The 18,246-nt window shown below is 72.9% G+C and carries 19 protein-coding genes; 9 read left to right on the top strand and 10 right to left on the bottom strand.

Features of this window, described 5'->3' with window-relative positions; genetic code table 11:
• Positions 1-133 precede the first annotated feature (133 nt).
• Entirely contained in the window at positions 134-637 is a 504-nt protein-coding gene (gene speD / locus BLV24_RS01920) for an adenosylmethionine decarboxylase (RefSeq protein ID WP_092679445.1), read from the top strand.
• A 159-nt stretch (positions 638-796) separates the two neighbouring features.
• Complete coding sequence (locus BLV24_RS01915; protein WP_092679444.1) at positions 797-2,017, top strand: BamA/TamA family outer membrane protein; 1,221 nt, start codon at positions 797-799, stop codon at positions 2,015-2,017.
• A 72-nt stretch (positions 2,018-2,089) separates the two neighbouring features.
• Here the strand turns inward: BLV24_RS01915 and BLV24_RS01910 are convergent, their stop codons facing one another.
• On the bottom strand, positions 2,090-3,295 hold the full coding sequence (locus BLV24_RS01910) for an NADH:flavin oxidoreductase/NADH oxidase family protein (protein ID WP_176954589.1): 1,206 nt from the start codon (positions 3,293-3,295) through the stop codon (positions 2,090-2,092).
• A 164-nt stretch (positions 3,296-3,459) separates the two neighbouring features.
• Here BLV24_RS01910 and speE point away from each other — a divergent pair, with 164 nt between their 5' ends.
• From speE to BLV24_RS01890, 4 genes are all read left to right on the top strand, one after another.
• On the top strand, positions 3,460-4,332 hold the full coding sequence (speE, locus tag BLV24_RS01905; protein ID WP_092679442.1) for a polyamine aminopropyltransferase: 873 nt from the start codon (positions 3,460-3,462) through the stop codon (positions 4,330-4,332).
• A 339-nt stretch (positions 4,333-4,671) separates the two neighbouring features.
• Positions 4,672-5,379, top strand: a complete 708-nt coding sequence (locus tag BLV24_RS01900; RefSeq protein ID WP_092679441.1) for an ABC transporter permease — start codon at positions 4,672-4,674, stop codon at positions 5,377-5,379.
• A 36-nt stretch (positions 5,380-5,415) separates the two neighbouring features.
• Positions 5,416-6,189, top strand: a complete 774-nt coding sequence (locus tag BLV24_RS01895) for an ATP-binding cassette domain-containing protein (protein ID WP_092679440.1) — start codon at positions 5,416-5,418, stop codon at positions 6,187-6,189.
• Between the two features lie 15 nt (positions 6,190-6,204).
• Positions 6,205-7,017, top strand: coding sequence for an ABC transporter substrate-binding protein (locus tag BLV24_RS01890; protein WP_092679439.1), 813 nt, complete (start codon positions 6,205-6,207; stop codon positions 7,015-7,017).
• Between the two features lie 15 nt (positions 7,018-7,032).
• On the opposite strand, the gene pdxY is transcribed toward BLV24_RS01890, so the two are convergent.
• Both pdxY and BLV24_RS01880 read right to left on the bottom strand, forming a co-directional pair.
• Positions 7,033-7,893 (bottom strand): pyridoxal kinase, encoded by an 861-nt coding sequence (pdxY, locus tag BLV24_RS01885; RefSeq protein WP_092679438.1) that lies wholly within the window; start codon positions 7,891-7,893, stop codon positions 7,033-7,035.
• Positions 7,890-8,759 (bottom strand): metallophosphoesterase family protein, encoded by an 870-nt coding sequence (locus BLV24_RS01880; protein ID WP_245710333.1) that lies wholly within the window; start codon positions 8,757-8,759, stop codon positions 7,890-7,892. Before BLV24_RS01880 ends, pdxY begins: the two co-directional genes overlap by 4 nt.
• A 309-nt stretch (positions 8,760-9,068) precedes the next feature.
• Here BLV24_RS01880 and BLV24_RS01875 point away from each other — a divergent pair, with 309 nt between their 5' ends.
• Positions 9,069-10,367: an HlyC/CorC family transporter gene (locus tag BLV24_RS01875; protein ID WP_245710403.1), complete on the top strand. Its 1,299-nt coding sequence runs from the start codon at positions 9,069-9,071 to the stop codon at positions 10,365-10,367.
• A 52-nt stretch (positions 10,368-10,419) separates the two neighbouring features.
• Here the strand turns inward: BLV24_RS01875 and BLV24_RS01870 are convergent, their stop codons facing one another.
• Together BLV24_RS01870 and ureC are read right to left on the bottom strand one after the other, a co-directional pair.
• Entirely contained in the window at positions 10,420-11,262 is an 843-nt protein-coding gene (locus BLV24_RS01870; RefSeq protein WP_092679436.1) for a formate/nitrite transporter family protein, read from the bottom strand.
• A gap of 152 nt (positions 11,263-11,414) precedes the next feature.
• Positions 11,415-13,124 (bottom strand): urease subunit alpha, encoded by a 1,710-nt coding sequence (gene ureC / locus BLV24_RS01865; protein ID WP_092679435.1) that lies wholly within the window; start codon positions 13,122-13,124, stop codon positions 11,415-11,417.
• A 217-nt stretch (positions 13,125-13,341) separates the two neighbouring features.
• Here ureC and BLV24_RS01860 point away from each other — a divergent pair, with 217 nt between their 5' ends.
• Complete coding sequence (locus tag BLV24_RS01860; RefSeq protein ID WP_245710332.1) at positions 13,342-14,196, top strand: c-type cytochrome; 855 nt, start codon at positions 13,342-13,344, stop codon at positions 14,194-14,196.
• Between the two features lie 41 nt (positions 14,197-14,237).
• Here BLV24_RS01860 and BLV24_RS01855 read toward each other — a convergent pair whose 3' ends face one another.
• The 5 genes from BLV24_RS01855 to BLV24_RS01840 all read right to left on the bottom strand — a co-directional run bounded on the left by BLV24_RS01855 (position 14,238) and on the right by BLV24_RS01840 (position 16,564).
• Positions 14,238-14,645: a hypothetical protein gene (locus BLV24_RS01855; RefSeq protein WP_092679433.1), complete on the bottom strand. Its 408-nt coding sequence runs from the start codon at positions 14,643-14,645 to the stop codon at positions 14,238-14,240.
• Between the two features lie 140 nt (positions 14,646-14,785).
• Complete coding sequence (locus BLV24_RS01850; RefSeq protein ID WP_092679432.1) at positions 14,786-15,091, bottom strand: urease subunit beta; 306 nt, start codon at positions 15,089-15,091, stop codon at positions 14,786-14,788.
• Positions 15,088-15,261: a hypothetical protein gene (locus BLV24_RS21860; RefSeq protein ID WP_176954588.1), complete on the bottom strand. Its 174-nt coding sequence runs from the start codon at positions 15,259-15,261 to the stop codon at positions 15,088-15,090. The genes BLV24_RS01850 and BLV24_RS21860 overlap by 4 nt, the downstream gene beginning before the upstream one ends.
• A gap of 90 nt (positions 15,262-15,351) precedes the next feature.
• Positions 15,352-15,654 carry an urease subunit gamma gene (locus BLV24_RS01845; RefSeq protein ID WP_092679431.1) on the bottom strand — a complete coding sequence of 101 codons (303 nt, stop codon included), beginning with the start codon at positions 15,652-15,654 and terminating at the stop codon, positions 15,352-15,354.
• A 10-nt stretch (positions 15,655-15,664) separates the two neighbouring features.
• Positions 15,665-16,564: an urease accessory protein UreD gene (locus BLV24_RS01840; protein ID WP_092679430.1), complete on the bottom strand. Its 900-nt coding sequence runs from the start codon at positions 16,562-16,564 to the stop codon at positions 15,665-15,667.
• 553 nt (positions 16,565-17,117) lie between these two features.
• On the opposite strand from BLV24_RS01840, the gene BLV24_RS01835 reads away from it, so the two are divergent.
• On the top strand, positions 17,118-18,158 hold the full coding sequence (locus BLV24_RS01835) for a rod shape-determining protein (RefSeq protein WP_218133326.1): 1,041 nt from the start codon (positions 17,118-17,120) through the stop codon (positions 18,156-18,158).
• Positions 18,159-18,246 lie beyond the last annotated feature (88 nt).

The raw sequence follows: 18,246 nt of genomic DNA, 5'->3' as shown, positions 1-18,246 counted from the left end.
CGTATCTCGCCCTCAACAGGGTCGCCGATCCCAACCTCGCTCGGACCCGTCGTCGTCTTCGGATGTCGGCGGAGTCACAGGGGGGGCGCTAAGGGACCGCTGGGTTTCATCTGCTGGTAGGGGAGACTACGTCATGGACGACGGCAGCCTCTTCCGACTGGGGATCGACCTGGAGACAGGCGCCACCCACGAGGAAGCTCGAGAGAGCGGCCATGAGGCCGTTATTACCCGGGACGTCTTCGACGAGACGCGGGACGACCATTTCATTCGCCGGGACGGCAAGGTGTTCGCGGGCACCCACCTCATCATCGAGGTGGTGGACGCGGACGGCCTGGATGACGAAGATCGCATCCAGAACGCCTTCCGGGCTTGCGTGGACCAGTGCGGCGCGACTCTGCTGCACATCCACACCCACAAGTTCAGCCCCCAGGGCGTGAGCGGCGTGGCGGTGCTGGCCGAGAGCCACATCTCCGTCCACACCTGGCCGGAGATCGGCTACGGCGCCTTCGACGTGTTCATGTGCGGCGACGCGCAGCCGTGGAAGGCCGTGGAGGTCCTGCGCGAAGCCTTCGACGCCGGCGAAGTCCGGGTGAGGGAGCTGCTGCGCGGCGAGGAAGTGGTCGCCGGCCGGCTCTGAGCCGCCCCCGGAGAACGACGAGACATGACAGGGCGGTCCTTCGGGGCCGCCCTTTCGCATTCCGGGGACCCCGCGGAGGGCGGGCCGCATGCTGGCGCGGGGGCGACGAAGCGCATAGGCTCGGCGCAGCCTTTCCGTCGTGCGTTCGCCAGGTGCTCCATGCGTTTCCGTCGCCGTCCGATCCCGCAGGTCGCCGTCGCCCCGGCGCTGGCGCTGGCGCTTACCGCGAGCGCCGCCCTGCCCGTCCCCGCCGTCGCGCAATCCGCGCCGACATCCCCCGCCGCCGCCGAAACCGCGTCCGCCGCCCCCCAGGCAACCGAGGCGCCGTCGGGCTGGCGCAGCCTGTTCCTCGACGCGACCGACGGCCAGCCGGACCTGTCGAACCTGCTGCTGCGCGGCGGCTTCATCCCCGTCCCCGTGGTGATCACCGAGCCGGCGGTGGACGGGGGCCTCGGCCTCGTCGGCTATTTCGTGAAACCGCCGCCGGAGGGCGCGCATCGCCCGCCCGAGCGCTCGATCCTCGCCGGCGCCGTCACCGGCAACGGCTCGACCGGGATCGGCGCGCTGCATTCGGGCAGCGTCTTCGGGGGCGACCTGCTCTATTCCGCGGCGGCGGCGCACGGGCTGGCGATCCTCGACCTCTATCCCGGCGGGCGGGATGTCTCGCTCGCCTATGACAATGTCATCACCTATCTGGGCGGGCGGGCGCATTACCGGATCCCCGACACCGGCTTTTCGGCCGGCCCGACCGTGGCGTGGCGGTCCAACGACGTGGCGCTCGACACGTCCGGGCGATTCCCCCGCCCGGACCCGTTCCTGGGACGAACCACCGACCTGCTGGGGCTCGGCGGCGCGCTGCATTACGACGACCGCGACAACCCGCTGACCCCGAAGAACGGCCTGAACGTCATCGCCGAGGCGCTGCTCTATGACGAGAGCCTGGCCAGCGACGCGGATTTCTCCTCCCTCTCGCTGGTCGCCGCCGGTTTCCGCACCGAGGGCGCGTGGACCTATGCGGGCATCGCCTCGGCCGGGACCACTTTCGGCGACGCGCCCTTCTTCATGGAGCCGGGCGTCACCCTGCGCGGCGTGCCCTTCAACCGCTATACCGGCGACCGCGTGATTTCGCTGGAGGGCGAGCTGCGCCGCCGGATCGCCCCGCGCTGGGCGGCGGTGGCCTTCGCCGGGGTCGGGCATGCGCACAGCTCCGGCTCGATCCTGTCGGGCGCCGATTCCACCGTGGTCGCGGGGGGCGTGGGAGTGCGGTTCGAAGTGGCGCGCAAGCTGGGGCTCGACATGGGCGTGGACCTCGCCTTCGGCGAGGACGGGGCCACGGTCTACCTGCAGTTCGGCCATGCCTGGGGCCCGCAGATGGACTGACCCGGCACGGGCCAGTCCATCAGGGGCCAGTCCATCAGGGGCCAGTCCATCAGGGACGCGTCCGTCACGGGCTCAGGCGGCCCGGTAGGCTTCCAGATTCGCCGCCTCGCGCGCCACGAACCGCTCCCGCGCCTCCGCCCCGGTGATCGAGGGATCGGGGGCCAGCCCCTCGGACATCCGGAAGATCTGCTCGTAATACCAGGCCATCACGGCGCCGCGCGGGGTCACGTCCTTCTCGGCGTCGATGGCGCGGTCGGTCTCGCCCGCGATCAGGCGGGCCGGCAGGTCCGGCTCCAGGCAGAGCGGCCGACCGAGGCCGATCACGTCCGCCGCCCCCGAGGCCAGCGCCGCCTCCATCCCCTCGCGCGTGCGGAACCCGCCCGTGACCATCATCGGCAGGGAGACCGAGCGGCGCAGCTCGGCCGCGTAGTCGAGGAAGAACGCCTCCCGCGCGATGGTGGATTCGCGGCGGTCGTCAGGACGCCCGCGGATCATCGCCGGTTGTTCGTAATTGCCGCCCGAGACCTCCAGCAGGTCCACGCCGGCGGTCTCCAGCCAGCCCGCCACGCGCACGCAGTCGGGCAGGTCGAATCCGCCCTTGAGGAAATCCGCCGCGTTCAGCTTGACCGAGATCGCGAAGCCCGCCCCGCAGGCCGCGCGGATCGCCGCCACCGCCTCCAGCAGCGGCCGTGCGCGGGCCTCGGCCGAGCCGCCGAAACGGTCGGTCCGCAGATTCGCGAGCGGGTTGAGGAAGCTCGACAGCAGATAGCCGTGGGCCGAGTGGATCTGGATTCCGTCGAACCCCGCCGCCTGGCAGCGCGCCGCGGTGGCGCCGAAGGCGACGATCACCGCCTCGACCTGCTCCGCCGACATCTCCACCGGGTCGCCATGGCCCACCCCCGCCTCGGTCAGCTTCACCGCCGAGGGCGCGTGGGGCGCGGGGTTCACCCCCACCGGCGTCTGGCGTCCGGCATGGGAGATCTGGGCGAAGGCCGGCGCGCCCCCCGCCTTCGCGGCCTCGGCCAGGTGCGCCAGCCGCGCCACGTCGCCGGCTTCGTCGAGGATCACGTTCCCCGCGGCCTCGAGATGGCGCCGCTCCACCTGGATGTTCCCGGTGATCTGGAGGCCGCAGCCCCCCTCGGCCCAGGTGCGGTAAAGGCGTATTAGCCGCGCCCCGGCATGGTTTCCGGGTTCGGCGATGCGTTCGGTCATCGCGGCGTTGGCCAGCCGGTTCGGCAAGACCACGCCGCAGGGCAGCTCATATGGCGATTCTATCATGGCGGGGCGGAGCCTGCCCCGGAATCCTGCGCCGCGCATGCGTCGAGCCCCGGTCCCGCCCCTTCCGAATCCCGGTTCCAGCCCGGTTCCAGCCCGGTTCCGGTTGCGTCCCGCGCCCCCCTTGGCTAGGTCCACCCCTAACGTCAGAGCGCAGGAGCCCGCACATGTCCGATTTTCGCGATATCCCCGGCTGGACCGTCGAGACCCTGCATGAGGATCACGCCCAGGCCCTGCGCGAGACCGCCCTGCTCTATGACTCGGAGACCGAGCACCAGCGCATCCGCGTGTTCCGCAACCCGACCTTCGGGCGGATCATGACGCTGGACGGCGTGGTGCAGGTGACCGAGGGCGACGAGTTCATCTACCACGAGATGCTGACCCACACGCCGATCCTCGCCCATGGCGCGGCGCGCCGCGTGCTGATCATCGGCGGCGGCGACGGCGGCATGGCCCGCGAGGCGCTGCGCCACGCCTCGGTCGAGCATGTGACCATGGTCGAGATCGACGCCGGCGTGGTGGAGTTCTCCAAGACCTACCTGCCCGCCATCTCCGACGGGGCCTTCGACGACGCGCGGCTGGAGCTGGTGATCGCCGACGGCGCCGAATTCGTGCGCCGCGACGTGGCGGAGGGCGAGGGCTACGACGTCATCATCGTCGACAGCACCGACCCGATCGGACCGGGCGAGGTGCTGTTCACCGACACCTTCTACGGCCATGCCAAACGCATCCTGAACCCGGGCGGCATCCTCGTCACCCAGAACGGCGTGCCCTTCCTTCAGGGCGACGAGCTGACCAACACCATGCGGGCCTTCAAGGCGCTGTTCGCCGAGGGCACCTGCTTCATGGCCACCGTCCCCTCCTATGCCGGCGGGCCGATGGCCTTCGGCTGGGGCACGGACGGGGAGGCGCGCCAGACCTCGCTCGCGACCCTGCGCGCGCGCTTCAAGAAAGCCGCAATCACCCCCCGATACTATACGCCGGAGGTGCACCAGGCCGCCTTCGCCCTGCCCGGCTACGTGCTGGCCCTGATGCCCTGACCCTCGCCCCCCCCGTTGCCGGGGGCGCGGACCGCGAGGCGATGACGCGACGGCTCCGCCCCCGCTCACCGGGCGCGGGGCGCGGCGTTCGTCTTCGCGTCATCGGGCCGTGCGCGGGTCGGGAACGGCGCGCGACGGGTCGCGGGTCCGCTTGCGGGCGCGGCGCGGCGGGCCCAGGGTCGGCGGGCGCAGGGTCGGCGAGATCCGCGCTTGCGGGCCGCCCCCCCCCCGAGACGCGGGAGGCGCGAAGGCGCGGGAGGCGCGGGAGGAAAAAGACCCGGAGGCGGGACGGACCGGCGCGCCCCGCCGGCCGCCGGCCCCGGGCGGGTGGAGACGCGGATGGACGGGTTTTCGGGAGCGGTGTCGGCGGCCTTCGGCCTGCTGGCGGCGCTCGACCCCGAACTGACCGGGATCGTCGGGCTGTCGCTGGCGGTGAGCCTCGGCGCCACGGTCACCGCCTGCGCGCTGGGCATGCCGCTGGGCGCCCTGCTGGCGGTGGCGCGCTTCCCCGGACGCGGGCTGCTCGCGGCCATGATCTCGGCGCTGATGGGCCTGCCGCCGGTGGTGGCGGGGCTGGCGGTCTACCTGATGCTCTCGGCCTCCGGGCCGCTGGGGCCGCTGGGGCTGCTCTACACCCCCACCGCCATGGTCATCGCCCAGACCCTGCTGGTCCTGCCCATCGTCGCCGCCCTGACGCGGGAGACCGTCGCCGCCCTGCATGACGAATACGACGAGCTGCTGCGCTCGATGAACGCCGGACGGATGTTCGCGCTGGGCACGCTGCTGGTCGATGCGCGCTTCGCCCTGACCACCGCGGCGCTGGCCGGCTTCGGGCGGGCGCTGGCGGAGGTGGGCGCGGTGATGATCGTGGGCGGCAACATCGCCCATGCCACCCGCGTGATGACCACCGCCATCGCGCTGGAGACCTCGAAGGGCGAACTGGCGCTGGCGCTGGCGCTCGGCGCCGTGCTGGTGGCGCTGTCGGCGCTGATCCACGGCGCCGTCGCCCTGCTGCGCAACCGGGCGGAGGGGCCGGCCCATGCCTGACCCCCGCCGCCTCTCCCCTGCGGGAGCGCCCCGCCGATGACCGAGGGCGATCGCATCCTCCCCTTTCCCGGCCGCCGCGCCCCCGGCGAGACATCCGACGCGCCCGCGATCCCGACCCTGCCCGAACCCGCCCCGACGCTGGAGGGCGTGGTGCTGCTGCGCGGCGGGCGGCGGCTGCTCGACGGGCTGACCCTGCGCCTGCCCGGCCACGGGATCACCGCGCTGATGGGGCCGAACGGGGCCGGGAAAAGCCTGTCGCTGCGGGTCATGGCCGGGCTGGTGCGCCCGGATCTGGGCCAGGTGCGCTCCATCGCCATCGCCACCAGCCTCGTCTTCCAGCGCCCGGTGCTGCTGCGCCGTTCGGTCCGCGCCAATCTCGACCACGCGCTCCGCGCCGCCCGGGTGCCGCGGCGCGAGCGTCCGGGACGGGTGGCGGAACTGCTCGGCCTCGGCGCGCTGGAAGGGCTGGCCGACCAGCCCGCCCGCGCGCTGTCGGGCGGGGAGGCGCAGCGGCTGGCGCTGGTCCGCGCGCTGGCCGTGCGCCCCCGCCTGCTGCTGCTGGACGAGCCCACCGCCAGCCTCGACCCCCGCTCCACCGCCGCGATCGAGCGGCTGGCCGCCAGGGTGGCCGAGGAGGCGACCGAAGTGGTCCTCGTCACCCACGACCCCGGCCAGGCCGCGCGCATGGCCGACCGCATCATCTTCATGCATCGCGGCCGGGACGTGGAGACGGCGCCCGCCGCCGCTTTCCTGGACCGGCCCGAGACGCCCGCCGCGCGCGCCTATCTCGACGGCCGCCTGCTGATCTGAGCTCCGGAGTATCCGATGTCCCGCCTCACCCTCGCGGCCGCCCTCGTCGCGCTCGTCGCCCTGCCCGCAGCCGCCGCCGAGCGCTTCGTGCTGGTGCAATCCACCACCTCCACCGCCAATTCCGGGCTCTACGACGCCATTCTTCCGCAGTTCGAGGCGGCGACCGGCATTCAGGCCCGCGTGGTCGCGGTGGGCACCGGACAGGCGCTGAAGAACGCGCGCAACTGCGACGGCGACCTGCTGGTGGTCCACGCCAGGGCGGCGGAGGAGACGTTCGTGGCCGAGGGCCATGGCCTCGCCCGTCACGCCCTGATGCACAATGATTTCGTCATCGTGGGGCCCGCGGACGACCCTGCCGGCGCGGCCGGGACGCCCGACGCCGCCGCCGCCCTGACCGCCATCGCCCGCGCCGCGGCGCCCTTCGCCTCCCGCGGGGACGAAAGCGGCACCCATGCCAAGGAGCGCGCGCTCTGGACGGCCGCGGGGATCGACGCCGCCGCCGCCTCCGGAACCTGGTATCGGGAGACCGGTTCGGGCATGGGCGCGACGCTGAACCTGGCCGTGGGCATGGACGCCTACGCGCTGACCGACCGGGCGACCTGGGTGGCCTTCGCCAACAAGGCCGGGCACCGGATCGTGGCCGAGGGCGACCCGGCGCTGTTCAACCCCTACGGCGTGATCCGCGTGAACCCGGAGCGCTGCCCGAATGTCCGGGCGGCGGAGGCCGAGGCCCTGGAAGCCTGGCTCCTCTCCCCCGCCGGACAGGACGCCATCGCCGCCTATCGGCGCGACGGCCAGCAACTGTTCCACCCCGACGCCGCCGACTGAGCGGGCCGGGCGGGGTCAGCCCAACGGGACGGAGCGCGCCGGCGCCGCGTCCCGCCACGCCGCCTGCGCGGCGATCACCGGCAGGTCGTCGCGGCCCGTGCGCAGCGCCTCGACCGCCAGGACATGCGCGGCGCCGACGGCGCGGGCCGCGGCCTCCTGCGCCGGCCGGCCCGTCAGGGCGCCGGCCATCAGCAGGGCCGCCACGAAATCCCCCGCGCCGTTCACATGCAGATCCGCCCGCGGCGCCGTGGCCAGCCAGGCGCCCTGCCCGGCGCCCTGCCCGGTGACGGTGAGAATGCCGAGCCCGCCCTCCGGCCCGGGGACCGAAGTCACATGGACCACGCCCGGCCCCGTCGCCCGCAACGCCTCCGCCGCCGCCCGCGTCTCCGCCAGGTCGCCGCAGGGCAGGCCCGTCAGCCAGCCCAGCTCGAACCGGTTGGGGACCGCGATATCGGCCAGCGGCAGCAGGCGTTCGCGATAGACCGTCCCGATCTCGGGCGGCAGATACAGCCCCGGCCCCTCGTCCCCCAGCACCGGATCGCACAGCACGATCGCGCCGGGCCGCGCCGCCCGCAGCGCCTCGGCGATGTCGGCGACCGCCTCCGCCGCCTCCGCCGTGCCGAGATAGCCGGTCAGCAGCCCATCGCAGCGCGCCAGCGCCCCGCCCGCCGCCAGCCCCTCGCCCAGGGCCGCGATCTCCGCCCCCGTGGCGCGGCGGCCCTTCACGCCGGGCGTGCGGGCGTGGCCCGACAGGGTGACGGTGGGCAGCGGCCAGACCTCCACCCCCGACGCCCCCAGCGCGAAGGAGGACGCCCCGTGGCCCACATGCCCCGCCACCACCGCGGACTGGATCGAAAGGCAGGTCGGCGCGCTCATGCGCCCGCCTCCGCGGCCCGGCGCAGACCGGGGGGGAGCATGTCCTGCGATGGCCAGAACCCGGTCTCCAGGCAACGCTCATAGCCCTGCGTCAAGCCCGCCCCCCGCATCGCCGCCACGGCGGAGGCGTGGTCGTAGGCGAGGCGGCGCAGGCGCGCCCGCCCGCCCTCCAGCACCGCGTATTCCACCCGGGGGTCGCCGTCATTCGGCGGCAGGCCGATGGCGCCGGCGTTGATCCAGGGCCGGCCCGCGACCTCCCGCGCCCAGCCGATCCCCGAATGGCCGGAGATCACGCCCTCCACCGGGCCGGTCAGCGCCTCCACCGCCGCCCATTCCGCGGCGAGCTCCGCCTCGGGCGTCGAGGCCCAGAGGAACCGGTTCACCGCCGTGCCGCCGCCATGGATCACCGCCCAGCGCCGCCCGGCATGGCGGAAGACGGCGAGGTCCGGCAGGCTTTCCATCCAGGCCCTAGCCTTCGCGTCGATCCCGCGATCCGCATGGGCGAACCAGGCGTCGGCCATCACCGCGCAGGCCGCGCCTTCGTCGAAACCGCAGCCGCAATCGGCCCCGCCTTCGGCCAGCGACCGCTCCATGTTCCCCGCGATGACCCGCGCGCCCGAGGCCCGGACCGCCGCCGCCGTCGCGCCCGGATCCCCGCAATAGGCGGCGAGGTCGCCGGTGCAGATCAGCGTCGCGTCGCCCGCCGCGTCCAGCAGCGCCCGCGTGGCCTGAAGGTTGGAGCACGGCCCGCCGAACAGCACCGCCGGCCCCTCGATCCCGCCCCAATCCGCCACGCGTCCCGGCCGCGGGCGCATCGTCCCATCCGCCGCCGCCGCGTCCCCGTATCCCGTCGATCCGGCCGTCATGCCGCCCCTTCCCGCGCGTCCCGCGCCCTTGTCCGCACCCCGCCGGAGCCCCATAAGAGGGAGCGACCGTCCCCCATGCAAGGAGCGCCGAGCCCCGTGACGCCTGACGCCGCGACCTCCGCCGACACCGCCGCGACCCCTGGCGCCGAGATCGCCCGGAGCGCCGCCGCCGCCGCCGATTTCACCCTCATCGACCGCGCCTCCGCCTGGTTCGGGCAGCTCTTCGCCGCCTCCGCCCAGTCGGATGCAGGCGCGGATGCGGGGGGCGCGGCGGCGACCGGCGCGGATCCGGCCCCGGCCGGCGCCACCCTGCTCGGCGCCCCGGCCGAAGCGATCTGGCTCGGCGTCGCGATCATCATCCTGCTGGTGGTCTCGGCCTTCTTCTCCGGCTCCGAAACCGCGCTCACCGCCGCCTCCCGCGCCAAGCTGCACGGACTGGCCGATCGCGGCTCGCGCGGGGCGGCCTCGGCGCTGGCGCTCAAGGAGGACGGAGAACGGCTCATCGGCGCGATCCTTCTGGGCAACAACCTCGCCAACATCCTTGGCACATCGCTGGCCACCATGTTCTTCACGATCCTGGTGGGCGAGAGCGGCGTGGCCGTCGCCACCCTCGCGATGACCGCGCTGGTGGTGGTGTTCTCGGAGATCGCGCCCAAGAACTACGCCATCTCGGCGCCTGAGCGGGCGGCGACGCTGGTCTCCCGCCCGATCTCGGTGATCGTGCGGATCTTCGCGCCCGTGGTGGCCACGATCACCCGGGCGGTGCGGCTGTTCCTGCGGATCTTCGGCGTCGACATGGACCCGGAGACCCATGTGCTGGCGCTGGACGAGATCCGCGGCGCCATCGACCTGCACCATTTCGAGGGCGCGGTGCAGAAGGACGACCGGGACCGGCTGCTCGCCGCGCTCGACCTGGGCGAGCGCGAGGTGGCCGAGGTCATGCGCCATCGTCGCCAGCTGGAGACCATCGACGCCAGCCTGCCCGCGGACGAGATCCTCGCCTACTGCCTCCAGTCCACCCATACCCGCATCCCGATCTGGAAGGACGACCCGGAGAACATCGTCGGCGTGATCCACGCCAAGGACCTGCTGCGCGCCGTGCACAAGCTGACCGAGGCGACGCCCGACGGCTGGCGCGGGGTGCGCGACCTCGACATCATCGGCCTGGCGATGGAGCCGTGGTTCGTGCCCGACACCACCTCGCTGGACGAGCAGTTGCGGGCCTTCCTCAAGCGCCGCTCGCATTTCGCGCTGGTGGTGGACGAATACGGGACGCTTCAGGGGCTGATCACGCTGGAGGACATCCTCGAGGAGATCGTCGGCGACATCGCGGACGAGCATGACTCGGAAGTGGACGGGCTGACCCGCCTGCCCGACGGCTCGCTGCTGGTGGACGGCTCCACGACCATCCGCGATTTCAACCGCGCGACCGAATGGAGCCTGCCCGACGACGAGGCCAACACCGTCGCCGGCCTGGTGATCCACGAGGCGCAGACGATCCCCTCGGCCGGCCAGATCTTCTCCTTCCACGGGGTCCGCTTCGAGGTGATCGAGCGGCGGCGCAACCAGATCACCCGCCTGAAGCTGAAGCAGCTGCCGCGGGGCTGATCCGGCCGCCCCCGCCCCGCCCCCGCCGCGTCGAGCGGGGGGCGGGGCGGGCTCAGACCTCCTCGCGGACCTGCGCGAAGGTCAGCGCGGCGAAAATGCCGGTGCCGCCGATGACGTTGCCGGCCAGCGCGGGCAGCGTGTGATCCATCAGCGCGCTCCGCAGGTCCATCTCGCCCAGCATCGCCAGCATGAACAGCTTGGTCGAGCCGACGACCACATGCGACATCTCCCCGACCCCGATCAGCCAGGTCACGATGACCACGATGAGGATGGAGCCCGAGCCCTCGTGCCGCGGCAGGATCCAGACCATGGCCGCGACCAGGAACCCCGCCGGCACGCCGCGCACGAACTGCTCCCACGGAGTATGGCTGGCATAGGACCGGGCGATCTCCAGCGCGCCGCGGAACAGGTCGGCCGGGACCATCTCCAGCCCCGTCATCGCCGCCGCCGCCGCCGCGCAGCCCGCCAGGTTCGCGACCAGCACGATGGCCCAGAGCCGCGCGGTGCGCCCCAGCGCGTGCAGACCGGGGGCGAGGAACAGCGGCAGGATCGGCGTGATGGTGTTCTCGGTGAACAGCTGCATCCGCGCCTGCACCACGATGAGAAAGCCGATGGAGTAGCCGAAGCACGAGACCAGCGGCCGCCAGGGCTCATCAGGCAGGGAGACCCGCAGGATGCCCTCCGCCAGCACCGACAGGCTGATGGTCAGCCCCGCGGCGAAGCCCGACCACCACAGCGCGCTGGCCGGCCGGCCGATCTCGTGGATGCCCTGTCGGCGAATGGCTTCGTAGACGACCTCGGCCGGCGCGTCCGAATGCGCCTCGACCTGACGCTGGCCTTCGGCGTCCAGGTGCACCTCTTCGTCATGGTCGTCGTGGTGGTGGTCCTTGGACATGCGCGCTCCTCACCCGCGACGCAGAACGGGCGCCGCAGCTTCGGATATGGCGCTTTTCGCGGCGGGGGCGAGCGATGAGGGGAACCGAAGGCCCCGTTTCGACCCGCGCCCAGCCCCCCGTTTCGGCCCCGCCCTCCGCCGCGGCGGCGCTCTCAGAACATGAAATACCGCTGCGCCATCGGCAGCACTTCCGCCGGCTCGCAGGTCAGCAGGACGCCGTCGGCGCGGACCTCGTAGGTCTCGGGGTGGACCTCGATCCGCGGGCAGTGGTCGTTCAGGCGCATGTCGGCCTTGCCGATCCCGCGCGTGCCCTTCACCGCCACCGTGTCCTTGCTCAGCCCCAGCGCGGCCCCGATCCCCGCCGCCTGCGCCGCCTCCGACACGAAAGTGACCGAGCCCCGCGACTGCGACACCCCGAAGGCGCCGAACATCGGCCGCGAATAGACCGGCTGCGGCGTCGGGATCGAGGCGTTGGGGTCGCCCATCTGCGCGCAGGCGATGGTGCCGCCCACCAGCGTCATCTCCGGCTTCACCCCGAAGAAGGCCGGCGACCACAGCACCAGGTCGGCGCGCTTGCCGACCTCGACCGAGCCGATCTCCCGCGACATGCCGTGCGTGACCGCCGGGTTGATGGTGTATTTGGCGATATAGCGCTTCACCCGCACGTTGTCGTTGTCGCCCGTCTCCTCCGGCAGGCGACCGCGCTGCACCTTCATCTTGTGCGCGGTCTGCCAGGTGCGGATCAGCACCTCGCCGATCCGCCCCATCGCCTGGCTGTCCGAGGCGATGATCGAGAACGCGCCCATGTCGTGCAGGATGTCCTCCGCCGCGATGGTCTCGCGCCGGATGCGGCTTTCGGCGAAGGCCACGTCCTCGGGGATCGACTTGGACAGGTGATGGCAGACCATCAGCATGTCCAGATGCTCGTCGATGGTGTTCTTCGTGAACGGCCGCGTGGGGTTGGTCGAGGACGGGATCACGTGCGGCTCGCCGCAGACCTTGATGATGTCGGGGGCGTGGCCGCCGCCCGCGCCTTCGGTGTGGAAGGCGTGGATGGTGCGGCCCTTGATGGCGGCGAGCGTGTTCTCGACGAAGCCTGACTCATTCAACGTGTCGGTGTGGATCATCACCTGCACGTCCATGTCGTCGGCCACCGACAGGCAGCAGTCGATGGCGCCGGGCGTGGTGCCCCAGTCCTCGTGCAGTTTCATCGCGCATGCGCCGGCGTCGACCATCTCCACCAGCGCCTCGGGCCGGCTGGCGTTGCCCTTGCCCGAGATCCCGAAATTGATCGGGAAGCCGTCCAGCGCCTGAAGCATCCGCCCGATATGCCAGGGGCCCGGCGTGCAGGTGGTGGCCAGCGTGCCATGCGCCGGCCCGGTGCCGCCGCCCAGCAGCGTGGTCACGCCCGAATGCAGGGCGTCGTCGATCTGCTGGGGGCAGATGAAGTGGATATGGCTGTCGAAGCCGCCGGCGGTGAGGATGCGGCCCTCGCCCGCGATGACCTCGGTGCCCGGGCCGATGATGATGTCCACGCCCGACTGCACGTCCGGATTGCCGGCCTTGCCGATGGCCGCGATGCGCCCGTCGCGCAGCCCCACATCGGCCTTGTAGATCCCCGAATGGTCCACGATCAGCGCGTTGGTGATCACCGTGTCGGCCGAGCCGCCGGCCCGCGTCACCTGGCTCTGCCCCATGCCGTCGCGGATCACCTTGCCGCCGCCGAACTTCACCTCCTCGCCATAGGTGGTCAGGTCGCGCTCGACCTCGATCACCAGGTCGGTGTCGGCCAGCCGCAGCCGGTCGCCGGTGGTGGGGCCGAACATGGCGGCGTAGTCGGGACGGGAAATGCGGGCGGGCATGGCGGGTCTCCGGAGGTCAGGCGGCGCGGGGACGCGCGGCGCGGGCGGCGGAATGGGCGGCGGACAGGGCGGAATGGGCGGCAGGAGCGGGGGCGGGCGCCTCCGCCCGAACGCCGGCCCGGGCGTGACATTTCTCATCGACGCGCCGCGGCGCCCCGACGTAACATCCCCATGACGCAGCGGAATGTCGCCGCGCGTAGGGAAAGAGGTGCGTAAAGTGAATATCCGTCAGGCATTGGCCGTCAGCGCCGTCGCCGCGGCCGCGGCCGCCGGCGCGGCCCGGGCCGAAACCCAGCTCGAACGCGGCGCATACCTGGTGAACGTGGTCGCCGCATGCGGCAATTGCCACACGCCGTTCGGCCCGCAGGGGCCGGACATGTCCCGGGATCTCGGCGGCCGGCTGGTGGAGAAGAACCCGGCCTTCACCGCCTACGCGCCCAACATCACGCCGCATGAGACCGACGGCGTCGGCGCCTGGACCGATGACCAGCTCCGCAAGGCGATCCGCGAGGGCCTCCGCCCCGACGGGACCATCATCGGCCCGCCGATGCCGATCATGCTCTATCGCGGGCTGTCGGACGCGGATCTCGACGCCATGGTCGCCTATCTGCGCACCGTGCCGGCGGTCGAGGGGACGACGCCGAAATCCGAATACAACATCCCGCTGCCGCCCAGCTACGGCCCGCCGGTCTCCGGCGTGACGGCGCCGGCGCCGGGACCGACCGCCGAATACGGCGCCTACCTGGCCGGGCCCGTCGCCCATTGCACCGAGTGCCACACCACGTTCGGGCCGCAGGGGCCGATGATGGACACCCATCTGGGCGCCGGCGGCAACGAATGGCACGGGCCCTGGGGCGTCAGCGTCTCGGCCAACCTGACCGCGCACGAGGACGGGCTGGCCGGATATACCGACGCCGAGATCGACGCCATGATCCGGCAGGGCCGGCGCCCGGACGGCGAGGCCATGGCTCCGCCCATGGGCTACGGCTATTACGCTCGGATGACGGATGACGACGCGGCGGCGATCGTCGCCTTCCTGCGCACGCTGCCGCCGCTGCCCGACCCGCACTGAGGCGCGGTCGAGACCGGGACGGGGGGCGGCCGCGGCCGCCCTCAATCCCCGTCCCCCCCCGAATCCCCTCCAGCATCCCCTCCGGCAGTCCCGTCGGCGCCGCCATGGGAATCGCCCGAGGCGGACTGCGAAGGGCCCGGCCACGGCCCCGGAGACTTGCGCGACGGCTGCTCGCGGCGGACCCGGCGGATAAGCTGCAGGCAGACCGCGCCGGTGGCGAACAGCGCCAGGCCCCAGGCGTTCATGGTGGCCTCGAACTCGGTGTGCAGCGGGCGTCCGTTGAAGCGCGACATCACGATGGCGAGGCCGAAGCCCACCGCCGGCGCCAGCGCCAGCGCGCCCAGCCCCCCGATCAGCACGCCCTTGCGGCCGCCGAACAGGCGCAGGCCCAGATGCGGGCCGTACCAGGCCATCGCGGCCATCAGCGCCAGCGCGAGCACCGAGGTCATGCCGCCGGCCCCGGCACGCGCCGCCGCGCCCTGCCAAGTCGCCGGCCGATCGCCACGGCCCGGCGCCGTCCACGGGCGACGGGATGGTCAGGCGCGGGCGCGACGCCCCGCGGGGCGCGAGAGGCGGGAATTCCCATGACTCAGAGCGCCCCCATGACCTTCTGGTTGAACCCCCAGACCTGCCGGGCGCCGCCGAAGGGCGTCAGGATCACGTCGCGGGACTGGCCCGGCTCGAAACGCACCGCAGTGCCCGCGGGAATGTCGAGCCGCATGCCCCGCGCCGCCTCGCGGTCGAAGTCGAGCGCGGGGTTGGTCTCGGCGAAATGGTAATGCGAGCCGACCTGGACTGGGCGGTCGCCGGTGTTGGAGACGGTGAGGCTCACCGTCTCCGCGCCGGCGTTGAGCTCGATCTCGCCCGCGGCGGGGAAGAGCTCTCCGGGGATCACCGCAGCGCCCTCCGGGCGGCCCAGATGGCGGCCACCGCGATGGCGGCGAGCGCCACGACCTCGATGCCATGGGGGTGGGCGTGACCCTCGGGCCCGGCATGGGCGAAGGCCGCGGCGGGGACGAAGCCCATGGCGGAGGCGGAAAGGGCGGCGGCGGCGCGGGTGATCATGAAGGGAGGTCTCCTGGATGGGTCTGCGTCACGGGATGGAAACGCCCCCCCCGCGCCGGCGCGGCGTGAGGGGGGGCGGAAGGGTAGGGATCAGCGGATCGGGTGGTGGACGGTCACCAGCTTGGTGCCGTCGGGAAAGGTGGCCTCGACCTGAACTTCGTGGATCATCTCGGGGATGCCCTCCATGCACTGTTCGGCCGCGACGACCCCGGCGCCGGCCTCCATCAGGTCGGCGACCGAACGCCCGTCGCGCGCGCCCTCGACCACGTAATCGGTGATCAGGGCGATGGCCTCCGGGTGGTTGAGCTTGACGCCCCGGGCCAGCCGGCCTCGGGCCACCATGGCGGCGAGCGACACCAGGAGCTTGTCCTTTTCGCGCGGGGTCAGGTTCATGGGCGGCTCCTCACAGGGTCCAGACGCGCGGCAAGGGGCCGGCGCGGAAACGGCCGAGAACGGCGATGAGCGCGCGGCGCAGCGCGCGGCCGTCGCGGGCGACGAAACGGGCGGTCAGAAGACCGTCCAGGGCGGAGGCCGCGGCCTCCACGCCGTCATGCCCCGCCAGCAGGGCGCGCAGCTCTCCCAGCCGGGCGGGGGCGCCGGGGGCGGCGTGGACCATGGCCGCCGCGGCGATGCCCTCGCCGAAACAGGCGGGGCGCGCGGCGATTTCGGCCACCGGGCCGACCAGGCGCAGGGCGTCGGCCCAGACCAGCTCTCCGCCGATGCGCAGGCGCCACTGGTCGCGGAAGGCGGCCTCGCGCACCGTCTCCCCCATGGCGGCGCGGCCGAGGATCAGCGGCTCGATCCCGGTGAAGGCGGCCGTCGGGTCCAGGTCGATCTCAAGCCGCCGGCGCAGGGCGCCGCCGTCGAACAGGATCGTCTCCTGCGGCAGCCAGTCCAGCGTCGCGCCCGGCCCCGCATGGAGCCGCGTGACCACCCGCGCTTCGAGCCCCGGCTGGGCGCGGTAGACCCGCTCCGCGGCCTGGGTGGAGAGGGCGAGGGACGCGCCCTCCGCCGCCTCCGCCCGCCACTCGAAGCGATCGCCCCCGGTCAACCCGCCGGCGGTGTTGAGCACCACCGCCTCGAAGGCGGGGCCGGCGGTGGCGGGCAGCAGGATCTTGGCGGAGCCGCGCTGATAGAGGTCCCGCAGGCGCGTCCGACCGCGGGCGACGCGCACGGCGACGCGGCCCTCGCCCTCGGCCCGCGGCTGGAGCTGATCGGGCGCGGCGCGGCGCAGGGGGGCCGGGCCGGCGGCGGGCGCCGTGCGCTCCGCGGTCTCCTGCAAGGCTCGGGCGGCGTCCAGCATCGGTCTCCGGCGGTTCGGGAAGCGTTCGGGGGGGCGGCTTGGGGGGGCGGCTTGAGGGAGCGGGGCGTCTTTCGGGGTTCACGATGGCGCGAAGGGTCTGGGCGCGCAAGCCCCGCGGCCCGCTTCCGACCCCGGAGACGACCGGCCCCCGCGCGCAGCCGAAAAGCCCTGCCCGCCCCTGCCGCGAAAGACGCGCGCGACGGCCCCGAAAGCCGCCGTCGGACGCCCCGCGCCAAGACAGCGACGACCCGCCGCGGGGCGCCCGGTCCCGCCCCGGGCCGCATTCGCCGCGGGGTCCGCCCCCGCCCCCCGAACCCCGTCCGCCGCCGCTGTCGAAAAATCGTCGCGCCGCCAAGGGGCGGGCATGGCGGGGGGGGCGAAAAGAGCGCACGGTGCGGCCGCGGGTCTCCCGCAGGACGCGCCCGGCACGGGCGGGGTTGGCTTGTCGGCTCCGCCCCCATATTTTCCGCCGAACTCCGGCCGAGTCGCATTCCAACGAGACCCCGCTACCGGGGCCGCCCGGGCCGCGCGGCCGCACGCAAGGACAGGCATGATGCTGAACAGCCTCTTCGGGATGTTCTCGGCCGACATGGCCATCGATCTCGGAACCGCGAACACCCTCGTCTATGTGAAGGGGCGCGGCATCGTGCTGAACGAACCTTCCGTCGTCGCCTTCGCCACCAAGAACGGCAAGAAGGAGGTGCTCGCGGTCGGCGAGGACGCCAAGCTGATGCTCGGGCGCACGCCCGGCTCGATCCAGGCGATCCGGCCCATGCGCGACGGGGTCATCGCCGATTTCGACGTGGCCGAGGAGATGATCAAGCACTTCATCCGCAAGGTGCATCGGCGCGGCTCCTTCGCCTCGCCCAAGATCATCGTCTGCGTGCCCTACGGCGCGACCCCGGTCGAGGAACGCGCGATCCGCGAGAGCGTGATGGCCGCCGGCGCCCGCAAGGCCGCCCTGATCCCCGAGCCCATCGCCGCGGCCATCGGCGCCGGCATGCCGATCACCGAGGCCACCGGCTCCATGGTCGTGGACATCGGCGGCGGCACCACCGAAGTCGCGGTGCTGTCGCTGGGCGACATCGTCTATGCGCGCTCGATCCGGGTGGGCGGCGACAAGATGGACGAGGCGATCATCTCCTACCTGCGCCGCCAGCAGAACATCCTGATCGGCGAGGCGACGGCGGAGCGCATCAAGTGCACCATCGGCACCGCCCGCCCGCCCGAGGACGGCCGCGGCCGCTCCATCGAGATCCGGGGCCGCGACCTGCTCAACGGCATTCCCAAGGAGATCGAGGTCACCCAGGCCCAGATCGCCGAGGCGCTGGCCGAACCGGTGATGAACATCAAGGAAGCCGTGATGTCGGCGCTGGAGGCGACTCCGCCGGACCTGGCCGCGGATATCGTGGATCGCGGCGTGATGCTGACCGGCGGCGGGGCGCTGCTGGGCGATCTCGACCTCGCGCTGCGCGAGCAGACGGGCCTGGCGATCACCACCGCCGAAGAGCCGCTGAGCTGCGTGGCGCTGGGCACCGGCAAGGCGCTGGAGCACGAGAAGGACCTGATCCACATCCTCAACTACAAGACCTGAGGCCGCGGACCGCTTGCGGCGGGCAGGATGCGGGGGACGCGATGCGGTGGACAGGATGCGGGGGACGGGAGCCGGCGCCCCGACCCGC

Origin of the sequence: Albimonas donghaensis, from assembly GCF_900106695.1 — a bacterium.
Lineage (GTDB): Bacteria > Pseudomonadota > Alphaproteobacteria > Rhodobacterales > Rhodobacteraceae > Albimonas > Albimonas donghaensis.
Note: the sequence above shows the minus strand (reverse complement) of the source record. Positions and strands in the feature narration are given on the sequence as shown.